The organism is Hamadaea sp. (assembly GCF_013362815.1).
Taxonomy (GTDB): domain Bacteria; phylum Actinomycetota; class Actinomycetes; order Mycobacteriales; family Micromonosporaceae; genus Hamadaea.
In genome coordinates, this window is sequence record NZ_JABFVK010000017.1 from 12,223 (window position 1) to 32,964 (window position 20,742).

Consider the following 20,742-nt stretch of genomic DNA (forward strand, 5'->3'; position numbering starts at 1 on the left):
CCGCCTGACAGAGATCCAATATCGGACTTATGCTAGCTTTTCGTGCTCTTCGTCCGAATGCGAGATCTCGTGCTCAAGCTGGCAGCCTGGTTCACGACGGTCGCGGCACTTCTCCTGGCGACCGCCCCGGCCTCCGCCGCGCCGGGACAGGCCGACATGTACGCCGTGCCCGACCGGACCTACCACTACCTCCACGTCGGCGACGTGCTGACGGCGCAGCTGACGGTACGCAACCGGGGCCCGCACAGCGCCGACATCGTCGTCAGCCGGCCGCGAGCCGAGGGATTCGCCTTCCTGGGCTGGACCGGCTGCCCCCACGTCGTCGAGAACACCTGCCACCGTTCCCTGGCCGTGGGCTCGGCGATCCGAGTCGGCGTACGCCTTCGACTGCGCAGCGAGAACCCGTCGTCGCCGCACCTCGGCTTCGCCGTCGAAGACGCGGCCGACCCGAACACCGGTGACGACGGCGTGACCCTGGCGGTCTGCGTCTACGAGTCGCGCCATTGCAGCCGGTCGTTGCCGGGCGCACAGCCGTTCGCCACGGCCGCACCGTCGCCCGCCCCGACGCGACTCGTCACCGCCGCCGCGGCCGCCCCGTCGACCGTAGTTCCCCGGCTCGCTGACGCCTCCTCGCCGTTCCGGGGCGCTTGGCTCGCTACCCTCGCCCCCGCGCTCATCCTGCTCACGGCCGCCTTCGTCTCGACCCGCTTCCGTCGCTCCCGCTGACCCCCCGCCGGGCGCCTTTCCGCCGGGCGCTTTCCGCCGGGCGTTTTCCGCCGGGCGTTTTCCGCCGGGCGTTTTCCGCCGATCATGAACTACCGGGCATGATCGCCCGGCGTGTCGTGTCCCGAAGACCTTGATCGTTCCCCGGACGGCCTGATCGACTCCGCAAGCGAAGCGGCTCCCCCCGAAACTAGCGAAGCGGCTCCCCGAACTCGGCGAGCCCGTTGCGGAGCACGACGTCACCCGAGTCGGATACGGTCTCGAACTGGGCGATCCCCGGCGTCACCGGCCAGAACGAATGAGTGATCTCCTGACCCGGCAGCACCGGACGGCTGAACCGGACGGCCAGTCGCCGCAGCGTACGCGGATCGCCGCCGCCCACCGCCGTGATCGCCGCCCAGGAGGCGAACGCCATCGTGCACAGTCCATGCGCGATGATCCCCGGCAGCCCGGCTCGCCGGGCGATCCCGTCGTCGAGGTGGATCGGCATCGGATCGCCCGACGCCTCGGAGTAGCGGAAGGTCTGGTCGGGATCGAGCCGGGCGGTGACCGAGGTCCCTGGCCCGATCCGCAGCGCCTCGTCGAAGTCGTGCGGCGGCGCGGAGTCGCCGTACGCCACACCCGTCCACTCGCGGATGAACGCCGTGATGACCTGCTCGTTGACGAGATCGTTACCTGCATGAGTCGCGGTACGCACGACGACGCTGGTCCCCGACGCTTTCGGCCGCACGCCGATCACCGTGGCGGCTGACCGGAGCTCCATCCCGGGCGTGATCGGCCGGTGGATCCGGATGTCCTGTTCCCCGTGCAGGATCAGCGCCAATGCCTCAAGCGGGGCGGCTCCCATGACGGCCTCGACGACGACCTCCCACACCGGCACGATCGCGAAGACGGGTGGTGCCAACTCCCCCGACAGGTGCTCGGGAATGGGATCGTTCGTCGCCTTCGCGTACGCGATCGTCTGCTCAGGAGTGATCACGAGTCGCCTCCGGCGAGAGCCTGGGCGTCGTACGCCACCTGAGCGGGATCGGAGCTCCACAGCACCACGGAATGGATGGTGTCACGCCGGTAGACCTCGTGCGGCGAAGCGACAGCGGCGCGCGTCACGACCGGCTCGAACGCCCAGAACCGCGGCACCGCGATGCCGGCCGCGGCCAGCTCGCGCTTCATCGTGACCTTGTCCAGATAGTTCAACGGGTACGCCGGAAGCCGCGCCGCGAGCCCGAAAGCGTTTCGCAGCTCAGCACAGTCGGCGAGACAGTACTCGTCGTTCGTGACGACTTCGTCCGGCCCGAGTTCGGCGAGCACAGCGGCCCAGTCGGCATGCTCGGCCGTCACGACGTGCGGCGCTTCACCGCCGACGTCCTCGATGCACGAAAGATCCACATCCCGATTCGTGTCATTTCCCGGCCGCATTTCGACACGGATCGGGATGTGGATCAACGAGTCGGGCGGGGCCGGAACCACGCCGCGGAGGACTAGGCTCGCCTCGTGACTGACCTGCATGTGCTGCGCGTCTTCTGCGCGTCCGGCGACACCGGCGGCAACCGGCTCGGCGTCATCCTCGACGGCGACCGGATTCCGGGTGAGCCCGACCGCCAGGAGGTGGCCCGGGAGCTGGGCTTCAGTGAGACCGTCTTCGTCGACGACCTCTCCGACGCCGTCCTCGACATCTACACGCCGAGCACCCGGCTGCCGTTCGCCGGGCATCCGCTGGTCGGCACGGCGTGGCTGCTCCGCCGCGAGGTGCATGCGCTGGAGCTGCTGCGACCGGCCGCCGGTGAAGTCGCGACCCGGCAGGAGGGCGAGTTGAGCTGGATCTCCAGTCCGCCGAGCTGGGCGACCGGACGGCGTACGCAGCAGTTCGAGTCGCCCGCCGAGATCGACGCACTGCCGACCCCGCCGCCGGGCGAGGGCTGGCTGTACGCCTGGGCCTGGGCGGACGCCGACGCCGGCAAGATCCGGGCCCGGGGTTTCCCCCGCCGGGGGGACGGCATCGTGGAGGACGAGGCGACCGGGGCGGCCGCCATCACGCTGACCGGCGAGCTGAAGCAGGATCTGCTGATCCGCCAAGGCATCGGCTCCGAGATCTTCACCCGGTACGTCGACACGGAGACGGTCGAGCTGGGCGGCCGGGTCGTCCTCGACGAGGTACGCGGCATCTGACGGGCGGAGCCTACGACCGATAGAGGAGCGCCTCACCCAACGCAGTGAGCTGGTGCACCATCCGGTTGCCGTCACGGCGGCTGGTCAGCAGGCCTGCCTCACGCAACACCGAAGTCTGCTCACTGGCCGACGCGACCGAGATGCCGACGCGGCGGGCGAGGTCGGTCGTGCTGCGGCCATCGCCTGCCGTCGCGTACAGCAACGACGCCCGGGTCTGGCCGATCAGCGCGGCCAGACCCGATCGGCGCTCGGACGCGGTGTCGGGCAGCAGGTCGAACCGGCGCTCGACCGGATAGACCAGAACCGGGTCGGCGCTCTCCTCGAACATGGTCATCGGGTGGTTCACCCCGAAGTACGCCGGGATGAGCAGCAGACCGCGCCCGCCCAGATGGATCTCCTGATCTGGATGACTCGGTACGCGGAGTTCCCCGTCGGAGTACTCGATCATCGGGCGCAGTCCGTCGAGCATCCTGGCGACCCCACCGTCGGCCATCGTCCGGATGCGTACCGACCGATCGTGTTCCACGGCCGCTTCGACGACCCGCCGATGCGGCTCGATCGCCCGCTGGTAGTACGACAGGATGGTGTCGGTCAGGGAGCGCAGGGCGGCCGGCGACCCCTCGGCGATCCGGCGTACGCCCGCCTGCACGTGCTCGGGCAACCCCATCCGGCGCAGATCCCGGTCGAGCACCGCCACCGGCGTCGACCGCATCCGTTCGAGACCGTCCTCCAGCCGATGCCCGGGCACGATCGGATTCAGGAAGTCGGGAAAGTACCCCATGGTCGGCGTCAGCGACGAGAGCAGGCCCATCGCGGGACCGAGACCGGCCTCCCGGAGCGCGCCCGCGGTCGTCCGCCGCCACTCGGTGAACAGCAGGTCGCCGCGCTGACCCCGCAGCATGTGGATGCTGAGGATCGTCTCCCACAGCGGATCGGCGGTGGGCGCCAGGCGTACGCGCGCTATGTCAGCGCTGGTGAAGTAGATGCGCAGCATGAAGTGTCCCCCCGCACGGTCGTCGTTCCCCCCGATAGAGGACGCTCGCCGGTCCCGCCCGGTTGCGGAACCGACTAGTCGGTTGAAGGCGGTTCAGTCGTTCAGCGGATTCCGAGGGTTCGCCGAGCCTGGGGAGGACCGGCTGCTCATGCCCAGGCTGCCTGATCCTCGGCGTACGCCCGAATGCGGGCGGCCTCTTCGGCGCTGCCGACGGCGCTGCGTTCCTCCGGATAGCCGACGTAGTGCTCGATCACGACCTGAAGGATGTCGGGATTGACGAACAGCCAGCCGACGGCGATGTCGGCGCTCTCCCTGGCCAGCCCGAACACCGCCGTGGTGTCGAGGACCAGCCGCAGGGTCGGCGGCCGGTTGATCCGGCGTACGTAGGCGATCTCGTCCCAGCCCACCGTGTGCCGGCGGAACAGATGCTGGATGGTGACACCGGCGGAGTCCAGCACCAGCCGCGGCCGCCGGACCGCGAACCCCAGCACGCCGACCAGGAGAAACGGCGCACCCAGGATCGCCGCGAACGCCCATTGGCCGCCGTCGCCGACGATTCCCGGCGCCTCACCGGGCAGGGCGGTCGGCACGAGCTCAGCGAGCTGGACAGCGCACAAGATGGACAGCCCGGCTGCCACCGGACTCGCCGGCACGACGAAGACACCGCGGTCGACCGTGAATGTCGCGCGGCGGGCGGCCCACCAGGCGAGGAGCACGAACGCCACCCCCGGTACGCCCAGCGGCACGATCGCGCCCAGGACCAGGTCGGATCGTTCGCCCGGCCCGTACCACCCGGCCTCGGCCGCGAGGCGCAGCAGGAAAGCCAGTAACGCCAACGGAAGGGCGCACCAACGGACAGCGGTCGAGGTCACGCCCTAAGGTACGCCAACACGGCAAGTACGCGCCGGTGCTGATCGCTGTCCTGCGGCAACTGGAGCTTGAGGAAGATGTTGGAGACGTGCTTCTCCACCGCGCCCTCGGTGACGACGAGGCGCTTGGCGATCGCGGTGTTGGACGACCCCTGCGCCATCAAGCTGAGCACCTCGCGCTCACGCGGGGTCAGCTCGCCGAGCGGATCGGCCCGGCGACGCATCATGAGCTGGGCGACGACCTGGGGATCCAGGATGGTGCCGCCGGACGCCACCCGGTCGAGGGCGTCGAGGAACCCGTCCACGTCGACCACCGCGTCCTTGAGGAGGTAGCCGACCGCGCCGGTCGCGTCGGCCAGCAGGTCGTCGGCGTACGCCAACTCCACGTACTGCGACAGCACCAGGATCGGCGTCTTGGGCGCCTTGCGGCGTACCTCGACGGCGGCGCGCAACCCCTCGTCGGTATGCGACGGGGGCATCCGGACGTCGACGACGCTGATGTCCGGTTTCAGGGAGAGGGCCGCCTCGACGTAGGACGGGCCGTCGGCGACCGCCGCGACGACCTCGTGACCGGCCTCGGCCAATAGCCGGACGAGGCCCTCTCGGAGGAGGACCCCGTCCTCGGCGACGATGACACGCACGCCGTCGAGCCTAGCGAACCGGTCAGACAGGCACCTCGGCGATCACCACGGTCGGCCCGCCGACCGGCGAGTCGACGGCGAATTCTCCGTCCACAGTGGTGAGTCGATCGGCCAGCCCGGCGAGCCCGTGGCCCTTCGCCGGGTGGGCGCCACCCTGGCCGTTGTCCGAGATCATGATGTACACGCGGGCGTCCCGGCGAGTCAGAGTCACCCGTGCCGCCGTAGCCGTGCTGTGCTTGGCCACGTTCGCCAGCGCCTCGGCGGCCGTGAAGTAGAGCACGTTCTCGACTTGGGCCGGTAGCCGTTCGTCCAGCTCCAGCGTCACGTCGACCGGCACCGTGGAGCGGCTGGCCAACGTCGTCAGAGCAGCGCCCAGGCCGCGGTCGGCCAAGATCGGCGGTGCGATGCCTCGAGACAGCGCCCGCAGCTCGTCAAGCGTCTCCTTGGCCTGCCCGAGCGCATCGTCGATGGTGGCCGCGGCCGCCTCGGGATCGTTGTCGAGCTGCCGCCGCGCCCGGCTCAGCTCCATCGCAAGCCGGATCAGCCGTTGCTGCGGCCCGTCGTGGATGTCGCGCTCCAGCTTGCGTAGCGCGGTCGCCTCAGCCGAGACGGCCGCCGCCCGGCTCACCGTCAGATCCTCGATCCGGCCCTGGATCGCGGCCAGCCGGGTCAGCAGCAGCTGGGCGAACGAGGCGTGCGCGATCGCGGCGAACCGCTGCACGAAGTACACCGTGAGCAGGGCGAAGATGCCGATGTAGGTGTTCCAGAGGATCTCGTTGTGCCGGCTGTACTCGCCGAACAGAGCCTCCACTGGGGGGTTGCTGTAGTCGTCGGGATAGGGCAGGTACCGCTCCCAGAACCAGTACGTCAGACCGCCCAGCGCCGCCGCCCACCACACGACGGTCAGCACGAAGGAGAAGATCGCGATCGGCAGGTTCAAGAAGCCGTGCAGCAGATCGAGCCACGACTGACCCGAGCGCATCGGGTTGGTGAGCTTGCGGAACCAGCCGGCGTTCCCGGGTGCCTTGCGGTACACCGGCCGCGGCGTCTTCTGCCCCGACCACACCTGTAGGCGTACCCGTTGAAGATCGGCGAAGCCGCGCGCGAGCAGCAACGTGAACGCGAGCACCGCGAACCCGAGCACGATCACCAGCGTGCCGATCCCGAGCCAGAAGAACGGCACCACCAGGGCGAAAGTGATGACGGCGACCGGCAGCGACAGCAACGTGTACGCGGCGTCGGAGCCGAGACGGCGGAAGATCCTCATGGCCATAACGCTAGGGCCTGTACTAGTACATCAGACATCCCGCCGCCCGGCGTCCTCATGGTGGGGTTATCCCTACTGACCGGCAGTGCGCGCGGCGGCGAAGCGCATCATCTCGAGCCGCTGGAGGGTCTGGCCGCCCTCGTGGCCGTTGTAGGGCCACACGACGATCTCCTTGTCCGCCGCGTAGTGGTTGTACGCCGCATAGACCGTCGACGGCGGGCAGACCGCATCCATCAGCGCGACCGAGAACAACGCCGGAGCGGTGGCCCGCGTCGCGAAGTTGACGCCGTCGAAGTAGCTGAGGGTGGTGAAGACCTCGTCGACGTCGTGCCGGTGTGCCTTCAGATACGTGACGATCTCGGAGTACGGCGCGCTGTCGGTGATCTCCGTCGCCCGCCGGTAGTGGCACAGGAACGGCACGTTCGGCATCGCCGCGACGAGGCCCTCGGTGAGACCGGCGACGGCGATGGTGATGCCGCCGCCCTGGCTGTCGCCGGTGACGACCACGCGGCTGGCGTCCACCTTCGGGTGCGCTCGCACGGTGTCGACGGCGCGCACGGCGTCGGTGAACACCCGGCGGTAGAAGTACGTTTCCGGGTCGCCGATGCCACGAGTCATGAAGCCGGGAGCCTGCGGCGCGCCCGAGGGATCCGGGTCGGCGGTGTCGCCCGGGTACGCCGGGTTGTAGCCCTGGCCGCGGGTGTCCATCAGCAGGTGGGCGTAGCCGGCGGCGCTCCAGTGGAGCCAGTCGTGCGGCAGCCCGCGACCGCCGCTGTAACCGAGGTAGTTCACGACGCAGGGCAGCGGGCCGTCGAGGTGCCGTGGCACGAGGAACCACGCCTTCACCGGCTGGCCGGCGTACCCGCTGAAGGTCACGTCGAAGACGTCGACGGTCGCCAAGCCGGCGTCGTAGGGGGTGAAGACCGCGTCGGTCGCGGCCTCGCGAGCCTGAGTGAGGGTCTTCGACCAGAAGGCGTCGAAGTCGGCGGGTTCGACACGGTCGGGACGGTAGTCGCGGAGGCGGTCGAGGGGCCAGTCGACGAGCACGGGCCGCTCCTTTCAGCGAGAACGTGCGAGAGGGATCTTGGAACACCCTAAACCCCTCGTTCAGCTGGTGTTATTGCAACTCACTTGCAATAGCTTGAGGGGGAGTTTTAGGCTGCCCCCATGGTCATCTCCCGGCTCCGCCGTGTCCTCACCATTCCGACACTTGTACTACTCGCGACCGGCACCACGCTAGCCGCTTGCCGCGAATCCGGCGACACCGGCAGCTCAAGCGGTCTGCGCATCGTCACCACTGTCGCGCCGATCACCTCGATCGCCGCCGCCGTGGCGGGCGACAAGGCCCGGATCGACGGACTGGTACCGGAGGGCACCAACTCGCACACCTTCGAGCCGCCGCCGAGCGCGGCGAAAGTGCTGAGCCGGGCGGACATCGTCTTCGTCAACGGCCTCAAGCTGGAGGAGCCGACGAAGGAACTGGCCGAGACGAACCTGAAGAAGGGCGCCAAGATCGTCGAGATCGGGACGACCGTGCTGCCCGAGAGCGATTACATCTACGACTTCTCGTTCCCGAAGGAAGACGGCAAGCCGAACCCGCACCTGTGGACCGACCCGACGTACGCGATCAAGTACGCCGCGGTCATCCGGGACACCCTGGTGCAGGCGGACGCCGCCAACGCCGAGGCGTACCAGGCGAACTATGCGCTCTTCGAAGCCAAGGCGAAGGAGCTCGACGCCGCCCTCCGGGCCGATCAGGAGACCATTCCGGGCGGTCACAAGGAACTTCTGACCTATCACGACGCGTACGCGTACTTCGCGAAGACGTACGGTTGGAAGGTGATCGGCGCGATCCAGCCGCAGAACTTCGAGGACCCCACCCCGAAGGAGATCGCCGCGCTGATCAACCAGATCAAGTCCGAGCAGGTGCCGGTGATCTTCGGCTCCGAGGTCTTCCCGTCGAAGGTGCTGGCCGAGATCGGCCGGTCCACCGGCGCCCGCTACGAGGACACGCTGCGCGACGACGACCTGCCCGGCAAGCCGGGCGAGACCGAGCACTCGTGGCTGGGCCTGATGCGCTACGACTACGTCACCATGATCAAGGGTCTGGGTGGCGACCCGGCGAAGCTGCAGGCGCTCGACATCTCGATCGCCACGCCCGACAAGGCGGACTACCCGCAGTGACCGCCGACGACAGGACCGGACGCGGCGAGGAACTGGTCCACCTCGCCGGGGTCGACTTCGGCTACGACCATCACGCCGTACTGCGCGGGGTCGACCTGAGCGTGTGCGAGCGGGACTTCATCGGCGTCGTCGGGCCGTCCGGCTCGGGCAAGACCACCCTGCTGCGTCTGCTGCTCGGCACCAACAAACCGCAGCGCGGCACGATCACCCGCACGCCCGGGATCGCGGTCGGATACGTGCCGCAGCTGGAGACGGTGAACTGGAACTTCCCCGTCACCGTGGCCGAGTGCGTACTCATGGCACGCAAGCAGCGCGGCCTGCCGTGGCCGAGCCGCACGGACAAGGCCGACATCGCCGCCGTTCTCGACCGGCTCGGCATCGGCCACCTCGCCCATCGGCACATCCGCGAGCTGTCCGGCGGCCAGCAGCAGCGCATGTTCATCGCCCGCGCGCTGCTGCGCCGCCCGCGCCTGCTGCTCATGGACGAGCCGACGTCCGGAGTGGACGTCGCGAGCCGGCACGACATGCTGCACCTGCTGACCGATCTGCACAGCGAAGGCGTCGCGATCCTGATCACCACCCACGACCTCAACGGCGTGGCCTCCCACCTGCCCCGGCTGGTGGCCGTCCACGGCCGGATCGTCGCCGAGGGCACCCCGCGCGAGGTCATCACCCCGCCGGTGCTCGAGGAGACCTTCGGCGCGCCGATGCAGGTCCTGGAACACCTAGGCATGCCCGTCGTCCTCGACCTCGAGGGCAACCTGACCCCCTCCGGGAGCTCCTGATGGACGTGCTGCTCGACCCGTTCACCTACCCGTTCTTCGTGAAGGGCCTGATCGTCGCCACCATGGCCGGCGGGCTCTGCGGGCTCATCGGCGTCTTCATCACCCTGCGCGGCATGAGCTACATCGGCCACGGGTTGTCGCACGCGATCTTCGGCGGCTTCGCGGCCAGCTCGATCATCGCGGTGAACTACTACCTCGGTGCGGGTCTGTGGGGCCTCGCGTCGGCGCTGGCCATCAACTCGGTCACCAAGCGCCGACGCATCGGCGCGGACGCCGCGATCGGCGTCATCACTACGGCTTCGTTCGCCTTGGGTGTGGCGCTGCTGAAGTTCTACGGCAGCAAGGGGCCCAGCTTCGACGCCGCGCTGTTCGGCAGCGTACTGGGGATCACCTACACCGACATGTGGATCCTCGCCGGGGTAGCGGTCTTCGCCGGGATCGTCGTCTTCCTCAACTACCGATCGCTGCTGTTCGCGACGTTCGATCCCGACGTCGCCGATGTGAGCGGCGTACGGGTCGCCCGGGTGGACGCACTGCTCATGCTGGTGCTGTCGCTGTCGATCCTGGCCACGCTGACCGTCATCGGCGTCACCCTCGTCGCCGCCACGCTCGTGGTTCCAGCGGTCGTCGCCCGGATGCTTACCAATCGGTTCTCCCGCATGCTCGTGCTCTCCACGATCATCGGCGCGGTGTGCGGGTTCGTCGGCATGTATCTGAGCTACCACCTCGACGTCCCGTCCGGCACCACGATCGTTCTCACCGGGGCGGCGGTCTTCGGTGCGGTCATGCTCGTCACCGGCGGGCGGCGGCTCCAGCGCGCCGGGCATCTCGACACGCACACGGCCTGACGGGCTTCCCCGGGCCGCGCCGGCGCGGCGCGGGTGGGCGCGGCAGGCGGGCGGCAGCGGCCTCAGCGCTGAGTGGTACGCCACATACCTGATCTTGGTGCGGATAGGTACGCCAGGTACCGCCGAGCGCGGCGCAACATACCGCGTGCGGCGCGTACCGCGTGCGGCGCGTACCGCGTGCGGCGCGTACCGCACGAGGAGCCCGGCAGAATAGGCCGCATGACGGTGGCGAAGGGCTTCGAGCCGGTCGAGGCGGCGTTCCGGGATCTGGTGAGCAGCGGGGCCGAGTCGGGTGCGGGCCTGGCTGTGATCCGGGACGGCCGCGCGGTGGTGGATCTCGTCGGCGGCGTGGTACGTCGGGACACCCTGGTGAACACGTACTCCGTGAGCAAGCCGTTCGCTGCGTACTGCCTGCTACTGCTCATCGAGCGGGGCCGGGCCGATCTCGACGACCCGGTACGCCGTCACTGGCGGGAGTTCGAGAGCGACGCGACCCTTCGGCACGTCCTGGCGCATACGGCGGGTCTGCCGGTCTTCCCGGTGACGCGGACGGCCAAGGCGCTGCGGGACTGGGATCTGCTCTGCGCCGACCTGGCCACGGCGACCCCGATGTGGACATCAGGCGAGGTCGCCGCCGAGCATGCCCTCACCTACGGCCACCTCGTCGGCGAGATCGTACGCCGGATCGACGGCCGATCGCTGGGCCGTTTCCTACGTGAGGAGGTGGCCGAGCCGTGGGAGCTGGATCTCGGGTTCGGGCTGTCCCCCGCCGACCAGGCACGCTGCGCCGATCTCGTCTACGGCGATCCGGACTGGCCGGTGACGATCCTCGGGGAGCCCGGTTCCCTCAAGGCGCGGGCGCTGGGCAATCCGCTGAGCTGTCTCGACGTGGCCGTGCTCAACGGCGAGCTCTGGCGCGGCAGCGAGGTGCCGGCGGTCAACCTCCACGCGACCGCGCTCGGCGTCGCCCGGTTCTACGCCGAGCTGATGAGCAGCCGCCAGGAGATCGTGGCCGAAGCGGTCCGGGTGCAGCACGACGGTGTCGATCGAGTGCTGGACCGGACCGTGCGGTGGGGGTTGGGCGTACAGGTGGACGACGACGGCAGCTGGGGCATGGGCGGGATCGGCGGCAACTGCGGCTTCGCCGATCCGGTCCGCGGGTACGCCTTCGGCTACGTGACGAGGCACCTGGCCGGATTCGATCGAGTCGACCGCCTCGTCGACGTCCTCAACGAGTGCCTGTGAGGCTCGCGTACACGATGATGTTGTCCAAATAGGACCGAGCCGAGCGGTCGAACCGCCCGCCACAGGTGATCAGCCGCAACAGCGAAGTGGCGGCCGCTCGGTGCACCTCCTGCGACGGGAACTCGTCCTTCGCGACGAGGCGTACGGCGTCCACGGTGAAGACGGCAGTGCTCCCGTCGTCGCGGTCGACCAGGATGTCGTCGCCCTTCCGCAGGTCGCCGAGGCGGAAGAAGACAGCCGGTCCGGAGAGCCGGGAGTCGACGTGCCCGACCAGGATCGCGCTGCCGGGTTCGCCCGGGCTGGGCCCGTAGCGGTACCAGCCCGCCAAGTCGGGTGTCGCCAGCGACGGGACCTCGATCGAGTCGTCGGGTTCGACCCCGGTCGCCACGATCCCGGCGTCCACCCCGATCGCCGGGATGCGTACGCCGACCGGTGCGGATCGGCTGAGCAGCCGCCCCGTCCCGTCCACGGTGTAGCCGTCCGGGATCTGCGCCGGATCCGGCACGGGCGGGCGCGGCGGCATGAAGACGAAGGCGGCGGCGAGCGTACCGATGCCCACCAGCGCGAACAGCCAGGAGAACAGCCCGAGCAGCCGCCTCATCGACGGGCCAGCCGCGAGACGAAGTACGCCGTCGCGAGCAGTAGCAGCCCGGCGACGACGAGCGTCGGCTGGGGGCCGCTCATCGCCCAGCCGCCGCCACCCATCGGGCCGAGGACGGTGGCGACGATGACGGACGCCGTGAAGCCGGTGCCGTCGCCGCAGGTGCCGCCGAGCGCGTACGTGCCGGGGTGGGTCTCGACCGGGATCGTCATGGTCACCGACCACTGCCCCGGGTTCTTGACCGAGGCGAGCATCGGGATGTTCGACGCCCCGTCGAGCGTGGTGGCCGAGATCGACGCGCTCCGGGCGGTGGCCGGGCAGGTCGCGACCACCTCGACCTGCGCGCCGGGGCGGACCGGATTCGGGTCCACCTGAACGTCGGCCGCAGAGACCCCGGAGACCACGGAGACCCCCGAGACCACGGAGACGGCGGAGCCCACAGCGCCCGCAGCGAACCCGGAGCCCGCCGAGGCGGCCGACGGCAGCGCCGGCAGGGCAATCGCGAGGAACAGACCGAGCAGAGCGCCCGCAACGAGCCGGAAAGGCAGCGCAGCGCTCATAGCGGTCCCTTTCGCCACGGACACGTCGCCCCCGAACGAGCTGGCACATCCGACAGTAAGCGCAACAACCGCGCCGTTACCGCGTTTCGCGAGAAATCCTCGGCGGGGCGGCCGACTATGATCATTCGGTGCCCCGTACCGTGACGCTTGCCCTCCTGGACGACGACGGCGCCCTGCTCGGGGCCTTGCCGCCGGTCGAGGTCGAGGTGCCGTGGTGGCAGGAGACCGCGAGCGTGATCGCCGCGGTCCGGGAGCGGTTCGGGGTCGACGTCTCGATCCTGCGGCTGCTGCACGCCCCGGAGCACTTCCCGGGCGGTGAGGTCACCTACCTCGCGCAGACCTCCGACCGGCCGCGCACACGCGCCGTCGACGTCGATCTGAGCGACCATCCGCTGCGGCCCGACTATGCGAAGCCGGGTGGGCCCGACCGCACCCTCGACTGGGCCGCCGAACAGCTGCACGAGCTGGAGTTCGGTCCGATCGGGGCGGCGACGCAGATGCGTACCTGGAATCTGAGCGCGATCTGGCGGCTGGAGGCGGCTGCGGGCACGGTCTGGCTCAAGCAGGTTCCGGCCTTCTTCGCGCACGAGCCGGTGGTGCTGCGCTGGCTCGCGGCCGAGGGCTTCGGGCTGTCCGTGCCCATCCAGCTGGCCACCGACGGCCGCCGCATGCTGCTCGCCGAGCTGCCCGGGGTGGATCTCTACGCGGCCGGGCTCGGCGTCCGCGCGTCCATCGCCGCGACGCACCACCACATCCAGGTCGAGGCGGCGGCCGAGGCCCACCGATTGATCAGCCTCGGGGTTCCAGACCTGCGCGGCCTTCGACTCACCGAGGTCGTCACCAGAGTCACCGACTGGTATGCAGAAAGCAGCCCTGCGCTCGAAGAACTCATCGCGGGTCTGCCCGGCCGGTGGGCCGCGATCGACGAGTGCGGGCTGCCGGACACTCTCGTCCACGGGGATCTGCATCCCGGCAACGCCCGGGGCGACGAAGTCCACCAGGCCGTGCTGGACTGGGGCGATTCGTTCGTGGGCCACCCTGGCTTCGACATCCTGCGGCTGACCGAACGGGTCGACGCGACCGAGGCGAGCGCGCTGATCGAGGCGTGGGCGGCCCGCTGGCAGCACGCCGTGCCAGGGTGTGACCCGGTTAAGTCCCTCGATCTGCTGCGCCCGGTCGCCGCGCTGCGCAATGCGGCCACGTACGCCCGGTTCCTGGCGAACATCGAGCCCTCGGAACATCCGTACCACGCGGGCGACGTGCCGTTCTGGCTCGGGCAGGCGGCTCTCGCCGCTACTTCGTGACGGTGACCTTGATGGTTTGCGGCGTGGTCGGGCCACGCCCCGAACTCGTGTCGCAATTGGACGGACCGGATCGGTAGCAGTACTGGAAGACCAGCTTGGTCTTCCCCACGCCGACGGCCTTGAACTCGTAGCTCAGCGTGCCGCCACAGCCGACCTCGCCACCGTGGCAGTCGGAGTCGTACTCACGATCGGGCTCGCCGAGGATCGCCCGGTCGCCGGACTCGACCACGTACCACGAGTCGCCGATCGAACCGTTGACCTTGCCGAGGTCGATCGACAGGGTCTGTCCTTTCTCGATGGTGATGGACCCGACGCCGACGCCCGCGTGCTCGGTCGACGAGCAACCGGACAGGGCCAAGGCCAGCACAGTGGCGGGGAGGACGGGCAGCCAACGCAGTCGCATGACGCAGATTGTGAACCATCCGCGCCAGTCACCTTCAGCTTCACGAGCTGTTCACCGAATGGTGAACCGTCCGTCCCCCGGGTGCCCGGTGGCTGCTGAAACGTGGCGGCGTGACTTCTTCCGTAACCCGCCGCGGCGTACTGCGGGCCTCCGCCGTAGGCGGACTGGGCATCGCCGTCAGCGGCAGCATCCCCGCCATCGCCGGACCGGCCGCAGCCCACGCCCCCGCCGCGGGCTATGGCGACCTCGTTCCCGACCCCGCCGGCCTGCTCGCGTTGCCGGCCGGCTTCCGATACACGATCGTCGCGTACGCCGGGCAGTCGGTGCTGGAGACCGGCCAGTTCACCCCGAGCGACGCCGACGGGACCGCCTTCTTCCGCGGCCACCACGGCGCGGGCGCGCTGGTCAACAACCACGAGATCGGCGGCAGCGAGCCGTTCCGGGTGCCGGCGCTGGCCGGTCTCACCTACGATCCCGGCGCGGGCGGTGGCACGACCACCATCGACGTCGACCACGACGGCAACCGGATCGGCGAGTACGTGTCCCTCGCCGGGACGCACAACAACTGCGCCGGTGGGCGTACGCCGTGGAACACCTGGCTGACCTGTGAGGAGACCGAGCAGCGCAAGGGCGGCGTCTACCTCCACGACCACGGCTACGTCTTCGAGGTCGACCCGTTCGACCGCGAGGCGAACTTCGACCCGGTGCCGCTGAAGTTCCTCGGCCGCTACTCGCATGAGGCGGTCGCGGTGAACCCGCGTAACAACGAGATCTACCTGACCGAGGACGCCTCCGGCCCGCTCGGGCTCTACTTCCGCTGGACGCCGCCGCGCGGTTTCCGGGGCGGCAAGGGTGCGCTGCGTGAGCTGGCGCTGAGCGACGGTGGTGCGACCGCCGGTCGCCTGCAGGCGCTCCGGGCCCGCCACGGCGACACCCACATCAAGGACCTGTCGGAGGCGACCCGCCCCGGTACGCGGTACAAGGTGGACTGGGTCGACGTGCCGGACCGGGACGGGCAGACCACGTCGGTACGCAAGCAGTTCACCGACGACCAGGTGACCCGCAGCCGCAAGCTCGAGGGCGCGTGGTGGGGCGACGGCGGCGCGTACTTCGTCGCGAGCTACGCCCGGGCCTCGGACGGCAGCGTGAACGAGCACGACGGCCAGGTCTGGTTCTACGACCCGGAGAGCGAGACCATCACGCTGAAGACGATCTTCGGCGTGAACCCCGACCCGAGCGTCGAGGGCAACTTCGACGGGCCGGACAACATCACGGTCTCCCCCTACGGCGGCGTCATCCTGGCCGAGGACGGCGAAGGACTGTCCCACCTGGTCGGCGTCGACGAGCACGGCAAGGCGTTCGCGCTCGCCCGCAACGAGCTGAACGACAGCGAGTTCACCGGGCCGACGTTCAGCCCGGACGGGCGCATCCTGTACGCCAACATCCAGACGCCCGGCATCGTCTTCGCCATCACCGGCCCCTGGGGTCGCGCCGGCCGCTGACCCTCCTAGCGCTGGATCAGGGTTCTCGGTCGAATCTTGCACGATGATTCGACCGAGAACCCTGATCCAGCGCCAAGCATTTCGGGCGTCAGCGGCGGAGCAGGGCGACGACCCAGGTGAGCGCGGCAGCGGCGGCCGCTGCGCATGCGACGCCGATCGTGTCGTTGCCGGGATCGGTGACGCTCAACGCGGCGATCTTCGCGATCGGCGGCACCGACGCGATGAGGGCGAACGCCCCCGCCGACGCCGCAAGCAGCCCGATCTTCCAGCCGTTCAACGGCCGGGCGACCAGCAGCAGGACCCACCACGCCACCAGGAACAAGGTCAGCGTCGCCGTGGACCGGTCGGCCTCCAACGACGTGCCGGCGTTGGCCCGGGCGAGGGCGTACGCGATGAAAGTGGCGGCGGCGCAAGCGATTCCGGCCGGGATCGCGAACCGCAGTACGCGCGGGACGAAGCCGGGCCGCGCTCGCTCGTTCGACGGCGCGAGAGCCAGGAAGAAGCCGGGAATGCCGATGGTCAGCGACGCCACGAGGGTGACGTGCCGGGGCAGGAACGGAAACGGCAGCTGAGCCACGCCGACGGCCAGCGCGAGCAGGATCGAGTACGCCGTCTTCGTCAGGAACAGGTTGGCGACGCGCTCGATGTTGGCCAGTACGCGGCGGCCTTCCCCCAGCACGGACGGCAGCACCGAGAAGTCGTCGTCGAGCAGCACGACCTTGGCGACCGCCCGCGTCGCGCCGCTCCCGGAGCCCATCCCGATGCCGAGGTCGGCTTCCTTCAGGGCGAGCGCGTCGTTGACGCCGTCGCCGGTCATCGCCACGACGTGGCCCCGGCCGCGCAGCGCGCCCACGAACTCCCGCTTCTGCTGCGGAGTCACCCGGCCGAAGACCGCGTGGTGATCGACGGCGTCTGCCAGTTCGTCGCCGCCGTCGGGCAGCGTCCGGGCATCGCAGGGATTCCCCGACCCCGGTACGCCCACCTGCCCGGCGATGGCGCCGACCGCCGCCGCATTGTCCCCGGAGATGACCTTCACGGTGACGTCCTGCTCGCCGAAGTACTTCAGGGTGGCCGGGGCGGCCGCGCGCAGCTTCTGTTCCAGCACGACGAGCGCTGCCGGACTCCGTCCGTCCGAAGAGGACAGCGAAGGCGCGGACACCAGCACGAGTACGCGCAATCCCTCGGTCGCCAGCTCCGAGACTCGGCGCTGAATGTCGGACGATCCGTCGAGGAGCACCTCCGGCGCACCCAGCAACCAGGTTCCCTGACCGTCGAAGTCGGCCCCCGAGTACTTGCGCGCCGACGAGAACGCCTGCTTTTCGCGTACCGGCCAGGACGGCGGATCACCCACAGCGACGCCGACGGCTTGCAGCGTGGCGTTGGGCCGCTCGTCGGCCTGGACCAGCGCCGCCAGGACGGTACGCAGCTCGCCTTCGTCCTGCCCGGACATCGGCTCGATCGCGCGCAGCCGCATGCCCGGTTCGGTGAGCGTGCCGGTCTTGTCGAGGCAGAGCGTGTCGACCCGGGCGAGCACCTCGACCGCGGGCAGTTCCTGGACGAGGCAGCGCTTGCGGCCCAGCCGGATCACCCCGACGGCGAACGCGACGCTGGTCATGAGCACGAGACCTTCGGGGATCATCGGCACGACGCCCGCGACCGAGCCGATCACGGCCTCCGACACGTTCGATCCCCGGGTGAACTGGGCGATAACGAGCAGGGCGCCGACCGGGATGATGACCCAGGTCAGCAGGCCGAGGAAGCGGTTGATGCCCCGGTAGAGCTCCGAGTGGGCCAGGCTGAACCGGCCAGCGTCGGACGCGATCTTCGCCGCGTACGCGTCGTCGCCGACCTTCGTCGCCCGGAACGCGCCCGCGCCGGCGACGGCGAAGCTGCCCGAGAGCACCCGATCACCGGCCGCCTTGTCGACCGGGTCGGACTCGCCGGTGAGCAGTGATTCGTCGATCTCCAGGTGATCACTGTCGACGACCTCGCCGTCGACCGGGGCCTTCTCCCCCGTCGCGAGCAGCACGACGTCGTCCAGCACGACCTGCTCCGGCGGGACCTCGACTTCCTTGCCCTCCCGGCGTACGCGGACCGGCGCGCGCCCGACCAGCGCCAGCTTGTCCAGCGTCTGCTTGGCCCGCAGCTCCTGGATCACGCCGACCGCGCTGTTGACCACGATGATCAGGCCGAACAGCGCGTCGATCGGCGAGCCGAAGACGAGCACCAGCGCACACAACGCGCCGATGAGGGCGTTGAACCGGGTCAGGACGTTCGCGCGGACGATCTGCCCGACCGAACGGCTGTTGCGCCCGGCGACCCGGTTGACCCGGCCGTCGGCGTTACGCTCCGCCACTTCCCGGGCGGTCAGCCCACTGTGCTCGCTCACGCCCCCAGTCTGCGGCCTCCCACCCCTCATCTGCGCGATCATGAACTAACGGACGTGATCAACCGGTGTGTCGCGTCCGCAGGCCCCTGATCAACTCCCCGAGTCCGTGATCACGGGACGGTCTTCTCGATCGCCGCCGGCCCCCATTCGGCGAGCTGCTTGCGCGCCCGCTCGATGTTCTCGGGCGTCGGGTCCCAGCCCTGCGCCACGGCGTAGTCCTCCGGGTCCCATTGCTGCTCCGCGCCGGTCCGATAGGTCGGTTCCTGACCGGGCTCGCGGAAGACGGGCGTGACGTCGTCGGGCGTACCCCGGCGCTCGGGCGCCAGCGAGGCGACAGGCGCCTCGTCGTCGACCGCTTCCGCGGTGTTCGGATCTTCTTCGATCGGCTCGATGGCGTCGCTGCTCATGGCATACATCCCTTCTGCCGTGCTTCTCCCCAATCTCCCATACCCATACCCCGCTCGCGACCGGACTTGACCTCAACCGAAGTTGATAGGGCAGGCTCACCCGCATGAGAGCTGTCGTCTTCGACCGGTTCGGCCCGCCCGAGGTTCTGCGCCTGGCGGAGCTGCCCGATCCCGCGGCCGGACCCGGCCACCTCCGCGTACGCGTCCGGGCGGCGGGCGTGCAGCCGTTCGACGTCGCTGTGCGTACCGGGCGGATGCCATGGGTGCAGGCGAGTTTCCCGCAGCAGATCGGCCAGGAGTACGCCGGCATCGTCGACCAGGTCGGCGAGGGTGTCACCGGGTGGGCCGTGGGAGACGAGGTGCTCGGGTCGGCGATGCTCAACGCCGTCGCCGACTATGTCGTGGTCCCCGCCGAAAACGCCGTACGCAAGCCCGCCGAGCTGGACTTCCCGAGCGCGGCGGCATTAGTGGCCGCGGCGCAGACCGCGTCGGGCGCGCTTGGAGAACTCAAGGTGGCCGCCGGCGAGACGCTGCTCGTGCATGCCGCCGCCGGCTCGGTCGGCACCATCGCCGTGCAGCTCGCGCGGCAGACCGGGGCGACCGTCGTCGGCACCGCCAGCCCGGCCAACCACGACTACCTGCGCTCGCTAGGCGCGGTGCCGGTCGCGTACGGGGACGGGTTGGTGGAACGAGTCCGGGCGGTCGCACCGCAGGGCGTCGACGCCGCACTCGACGCAGCTGGGCGCGGTGCGATCGCGGCCTCCGTCGAACTGGTCGCCGACAAGGAGCGGATCGGCACCATCGTGGACGACGCCGCAGCCGCCGAGTTCGGTACGCGAGTGGTCCGAGCCGGACGCTCGCCACAGCGCCTGGCCGAAGTGGTCGCTCTCGCTGCCACGGGCCGGATCCTGCTCCCCGTCCGGGCGTACACAGTGGACGAGATCGCGGCAGCACATCAGGCGGTCGAGTCAGGCCACGGCCGGGGCAAGGTGGTGGTCACCCTGTGACACCGGATCAGGGGTCAGACGCGAGGCAGGCCGATCGGGTTGACGTCGGGGATCGCCCGCGCAGCGGCCCGAGCAAGAGGCGTCAGCAGCTCGACGAGCCGGTCGGTCGACCCGAGCGCGTGCCACGGCCGCATCGCGGCCTCGTCGGTGAGCCCTTCGATCCGCCGGTACGCCTCGATCGCGCTGGTGGTGGCGGTCGCCGCCGAGGTCAGCCAGCCCCGGCGCCGCAGTCGGTCGACGGCCGCGTCCCATTCGTCATCGGTCCAGCCCCGGGCCGGTTGCAGCGTCTGCCGGGACAGGTCCAGCCCGGATCGCCAGGCGAGCGACTCGCAGCCGTCGAGCCCGGCCGTGACCAGGGCGGCCACGTGCCCGTCGCCGCGGTGTTCCCGCAGGGTCGTCGCCGACTGCCACAGCCGTGCGTACGGCTCTGCTGGCATGGGCACAGCGAGATTGGCCGCGCCGAGCATTCGCCCCGCCGGTTCGGCGGCGGCCGCTGCCCGGCTCAGCAGCTCGGCGGCCTCGGCGACGTGCTCGGCGTCGAAGTCGGCGAGCAGAGCCCGCAGGCTCGCGACCGCGCCCGCCTGCCGTGCTTCGAGGGCTGCGGCCGGGGTGGCCCGGCTCCACACATCAGGCAGAGCGCGGGCCACCGTCGCCGGGGCGAACCCGAAGAACGCCGCCACCACGGGGGCGGGGCCGACCGGTCCGAGCACGGCCGCCCGCCCGGCGAAGTATCCCCGCCAGAAGCCGCGCAGGCCGGCCGCCTCGAAGTGTTCGCGCGCCTCGGGCGCGAAGTACGTGACCGCGTGGAGCGGTTCGAACAGTGTCCACATCCGACGCGCGAGGTGCA

Annotated in this window: 22 protein-coding genes; 9 read left to right on the forward strand and 13 right to left on the reverse strand. The window is 70.0% G+C overall.

Annotation, left to right across the window (positions count from 1 at the left end):
* The first annotated feature begins 42 nt into the window (after positions 1-42).
* Complete coding sequence (locus HOV77_RS10485; protein ID WP_290860806.1) at positions 43-726, forward strand: hypothetical protein; 684 nt, start codon at positions 43-45, stop codon at positions 724-726.
* Between the two features lie 187 nt (positions 727-913).
* Here HOV77_RS10485 and HOV77_RS10490 read toward each other — a convergent pair whose 3' ends face one another.
* Both HOV77_RS10490 and HOV77_RS10495 read right to left on the reverse strand, forming a co-directional pair.
* The gene (locus tag HOV77_RS10490; protein ID WP_290860808.1) at positions 914-1,702 is read right to left on the reverse strand and encodes a MaoC/PaaZ C-terminal domain-containing protein; all 789 of its coding nucleotides are present in this window, start codon (positions 1,700-1,702) and stop codon (positions 914-916) included.
* Positions 1,699-2,109: a hypothetical protein gene (locus HOV77_RS10495; protein ID WP_290860810.1), complete on the reverse strand. Its 411-nt coding sequence runs from the start codon at positions 2,107-2,109 to the stop codon at positions 1,699-1,701. Before HOV77_RS10495 ends, HOV77_RS10490 begins: the two co-directional genes overlap by 4 nt.
* Positions 2,110-2,214: 105 nt before the next feature.
* Between HOV77_RS10495 and HOV77_RS10500 the strand changes: the two genes are divergently transcribed.
* Positions 2,215-2,889: a PhzF family phenazine biosynthesis protein gene (locus tag HOV77_RS10500; protein WP_290860812.1), complete on the forward strand. Its 675-nt coding sequence runs from the start codon at positions 2,215-2,217 to the stop codon at positions 2,887-2,889.
* 10 nt (positions 2,890-2,899) lie between these two features.
* Here HOV77_RS10500 and HOV77_RS10505 read toward each other — a convergent pair whose 3' ends face one another.
* The 5 genes from HOV77_RS10505 to HOV77_RS10525 all read right to left on the reverse strand — a co-directional run bounded on the left by HOV77_RS10505 (position 2,900) and on the right by HOV77_RS10525 (position 7,707).
* Positions 2,900-3,883: a winged helix-turn-helix domain-containing protein gene (locus tag HOV77_RS10505; RefSeq protein WP_290860814.1), complete on the reverse strand. Its 984-nt coding sequence runs from the start codon at positions 3,881-3,883 to the stop codon at positions 2,900-2,902.
* A gap of 146 nt (positions 3,884-4,029) precedes the next feature.
* Entirely contained in the window at positions 4,030-4,755 is a 726-nt protein-coding gene (locus tag HOV77_RS10510) for a PH domain-containing protein (RefSeq protein WP_290860816.1), read from the reverse strand.
* Positions 4,752-5,393, reverse strand: coding sequence for a response regulator transcription factor (locus HOV77_RS10515; protein WP_290860818.1), 642 nt, complete (start codon positions 5,391-5,393; stop codon positions 4,752-4,754). Before HOV77_RS10515 ends, HOV77_RS10510 begins: the two co-directional genes overlap by 4 nt.
* A gap of 22 nt (positions 5,394-5,415) precedes the next feature.
* Entirely contained in the window at positions 5,416-6,660 is a 1,245-nt protein-coding gene (locus HOV77_RS10520) for a sensor domain-containing protein (RefSeq protein WP_290860820.1), read from the reverse strand.
* Positions 6,661-6,732: 72 nt separating this feature from the next.
* On the reverse strand, positions 6,733-7,707 hold the full coding sequence (locus HOV77_RS10525; protein WP_290860822.1) for an acetylxylan esterase: 975 nt from the start codon (positions 7,705-7,707) through the stop codon (positions 6,733-6,735).
* Between the two features lie 120 nt (positions 7,708-7,827).
* Between HOV77_RS10525 and HOV77_RS10530 the strand changes: the two genes are divergently transcribed.
* The 4 genes from HOV77_RS10530 (at position 7,828) to HOV77_RS10545 (ending at position 11,722) form a co-directional block, all read left to right on the forward strand.
* Positions 7,828-8,844: a metal ABC transporter substrate-binding protein gene (locus tag HOV77_RS10530; protein WP_290860824.1), complete on the forward strand. Its 1,017-nt coding sequence runs from the start codon at positions 7,828-7,830 to the stop codon at positions 8,842-8,844.
* Positions 8,841-9,629 carry a metal ABC transporter ATP-binding protein gene (locus HOV77_RS10535; protein ID WP_290860826.1) on the forward strand — a complete coding sequence of 263 codons (789 nt, stop codon included), beginning with the start codon at positions 8,841-8,843 and terminating at the stop codon, positions 9,627-9,629. The genes HOV77_RS10530 and HOV77_RS10535 overlap by 4 nt, the downstream gene beginning before the upstream one ends.
* Complete coding sequence (locus HOV77_RS10540; protein ID WP_290860828.1) at positions 9,629-10,477, forward strand: metal ABC transporter permease; 849 nt, start codon at positions 9,629-9,631, stop codon at positions 10,475-10,477. Before HOV77_RS10535 ends, HOV77_RS10540 begins: the two co-directional genes overlap by 1 nt.
* Positions 10,478-10,696: 219 nt before the next feature.
* Entirely contained in the window at positions 10,697-11,722 is a 1,026-nt protein-coding gene (locus HOV77_RS10545) for a serine hydrolase domain-containing protein (protein WP_290860830.1), read from the forward strand.
* Here HOV77_RS10545 and HOV77_RS10550 read toward each other — a convergent pair.
* Positions 11,706-12,323, reverse strand: a complete 618-nt coding sequence (locus HOV77_RS10550; protein WP_290860832.1) for a class F sortase — start codon at positions 12,321-12,323, stop codon at positions 11,706-11,708. The genes HOV77_RS10545 and HOV77_RS10550 overlap by 17 nt on opposite strands.
* The gene (locus tag HOV77_RS10555) at positions 12,320-12,883 is read right to left on the reverse strand and encodes a hypothetical protein (protein WP_290860834.1); all 564 of its coding nucleotides are present in this window, start codon (positions 12,881-12,883) and stop codon (positions 12,320-12,322) included. Before HOV77_RS10555 ends, HOV77_RS10550 begins: the two co-directional genes overlap by 4 nt.
* A gap of 128 nt (positions 12,884-13,011) precedes the next feature.
* On the opposite strand from HOV77_RS10555, the gene HOV77_RS10560 reads away from it, so the two are divergent.
* A complete protein-coding gene (locus HOV77_RS10560) occupies positions 13,012-14,187 on the forward strand; it encodes a phosphotransferase (protein WP_290860836.1) in 1,176 nt (391 codons plus the stop codon).
* Here the strand turns inward: HOV77_RS10560 and HOV77_RS10565 are convergent.
* Positions 14,177-14,590, reverse strand: a complete 414-nt coding sequence (locus tag HOV77_RS10565) for a protease inhibitor I42 family protein (protein WP_290860838.1) — start codon at positions 14,588-14,590, stop codon at positions 14,177-14,179. The two genes, HOV77_RS10560 and HOV77_RS10565, sit on opposite strands and share 11 nt — an antisense overlap.
* 110 nt (positions 14,591-14,700) lie before the next feature.
* Here HOV77_RS10565 and HOV77_RS10570 point away from each other — a divergent pair, with 110 nt between their 5' ends.
* Entirely contained in the window at positions 14,701-16,092 is a 1,392-nt protein-coding gene (locus HOV77_RS10570) for an alkaline phosphatase PhoX (RefSeq protein WP_290860840.1), read from the forward strand.
* A gap of 88 nt (positions 16,093-16,180) precedes the next feature.
* Here the strand turns inward: HOV77_RS10570 and HOV77_RS10575 are convergent, their stop codons facing one another.
* The gene (locus tag HOV77_RS10575; RefSeq protein WP_290860842.1) at positions 16,181-18,481 is read right to left on the reverse strand and encodes an HAD-IC family P-type ATPase; all 2,301 of its coding nucleotides are present in this window, start codon (positions 18,479-18,481) and stop codon (positions 16,181-16,183) included.
* Between the two features lie 110 nt (positions 18,482-18,591).
* Positions 18,592-18,888 carry a hypothetical protein gene (locus HOV77_RS10580; protein WP_290860844.1) on the reverse strand — a complete coding sequence of 99 codons (297 nt, stop codon included), beginning with the start codon at positions 18,886-18,888 and terminating at the stop codon, positions 18,592-18,594.
* Positions 18,889-18,992: 104 nt separating this feature from the next.
* Between HOV77_RS10580 and HOV77_RS10585 the strand changes: the two genes are divergently transcribed.
* Positions 18,993-19,895, forward strand: coding sequence for an NADP-dependent oxidoreductase (locus tag HOV77_RS10585; RefSeq protein ID WP_290860846.1), 903 nt, complete (start codon positions 18,993-18,995; stop codon positions 19,893-19,895).
* Between the two features lie 14 nt (positions 19,896-19,909).
* On the opposite strand, the gene HOV77_RS10590 is transcribed toward HOV77_RS10585, so the two are convergent.
* Entirely contained in the window at positions 19,910-20,725 is an 816-nt protein-coding gene (locus HOV77_RS10590; RefSeq protein ID WP_290860947.1) for a hypothetical protein, read from the reverse strand.
* Between the last annotated feature and the right edge of the window lie 17 nt (positions 20,726-20,742).

Coding starts and splice junctions, on each gene's coding strand:
- HOV77_RS10555 (WP_290860834.1), bottom strand. CDS start 12,883: ATGAGCGCTGCGCTGCCTTTCCGGCTCGTTGCGGGCGCTCTGCTCGGT.
- HOV77_RS10550 (WP_290860832.1), bottom strand. CDS start 12,323: ATGAGGCGGCTGCTCGGGCTGTTCTCCTGGCTGTTCGCGCTGGTGGGC.
- HOV77_RS10590 (WP_290860947.1), bottom strand. CDS start 20,725: ATGTGGACACTGTTCGAACCGCTCCACGCGGTCACGTACTTCGCGCCC.
- HOV77_RS10585 (WP_290860846.1), top strand. CDS start 18,993: ATGAGAGCTGTCGTCTTCGACCGGTTCGGCCCGCCCGAGGTTCTGCGC.
- HOV77_RS10545 (WP_290860830.1), top strand. CDS start 10,697: ATGACGGTGGCGAAGGGCTTCGAGCCGGTCGAGGCGGCGTTCCGGGAT.
- HOV77_RS10530 (WP_290860824.1), top strand. CDS start 7,828: ATGGTCATCTCCCGGCTCCGCCGTGTCCTCACCATTCCGACACTTGTA.
- HOV77_RS10540 (WP_290860828.1), top strand. CDS start 9,629: ATGGACGTGCTGCTCGACCCGTTCACCTACCCGTTCTTCGTGAAGGGC.
- HOV77_RS10505 (WP_290860814.1), bottom strand. CDS start 3,883: ATGCTGCGCATCTACTTCACCAGCGCTGACATAGCGCGCGTACGCCTG.
- HOV77_RS10520 (WP_290860820.1), bottom strand. CDS start 6,660: ATGAGGATCTTCCGCCGTCTCGGCTCCGACGCCGCGTACACGTTGCTG.
- HOV77_RS10580 (WP_290860844.1), bottom strand. CDS start 18,888: ATGAGCAGCGACGCCATCGAGCCGATCGAAGAAGATCCGAACACCGCG.
- HOV77_RS10565 (WP_290860838.1), bottom strand. CDS start 14,590: ATGCGACTGCGTTGGCTGCCCGTCCTCCCCGCCACTGTGCTGGCCTTG.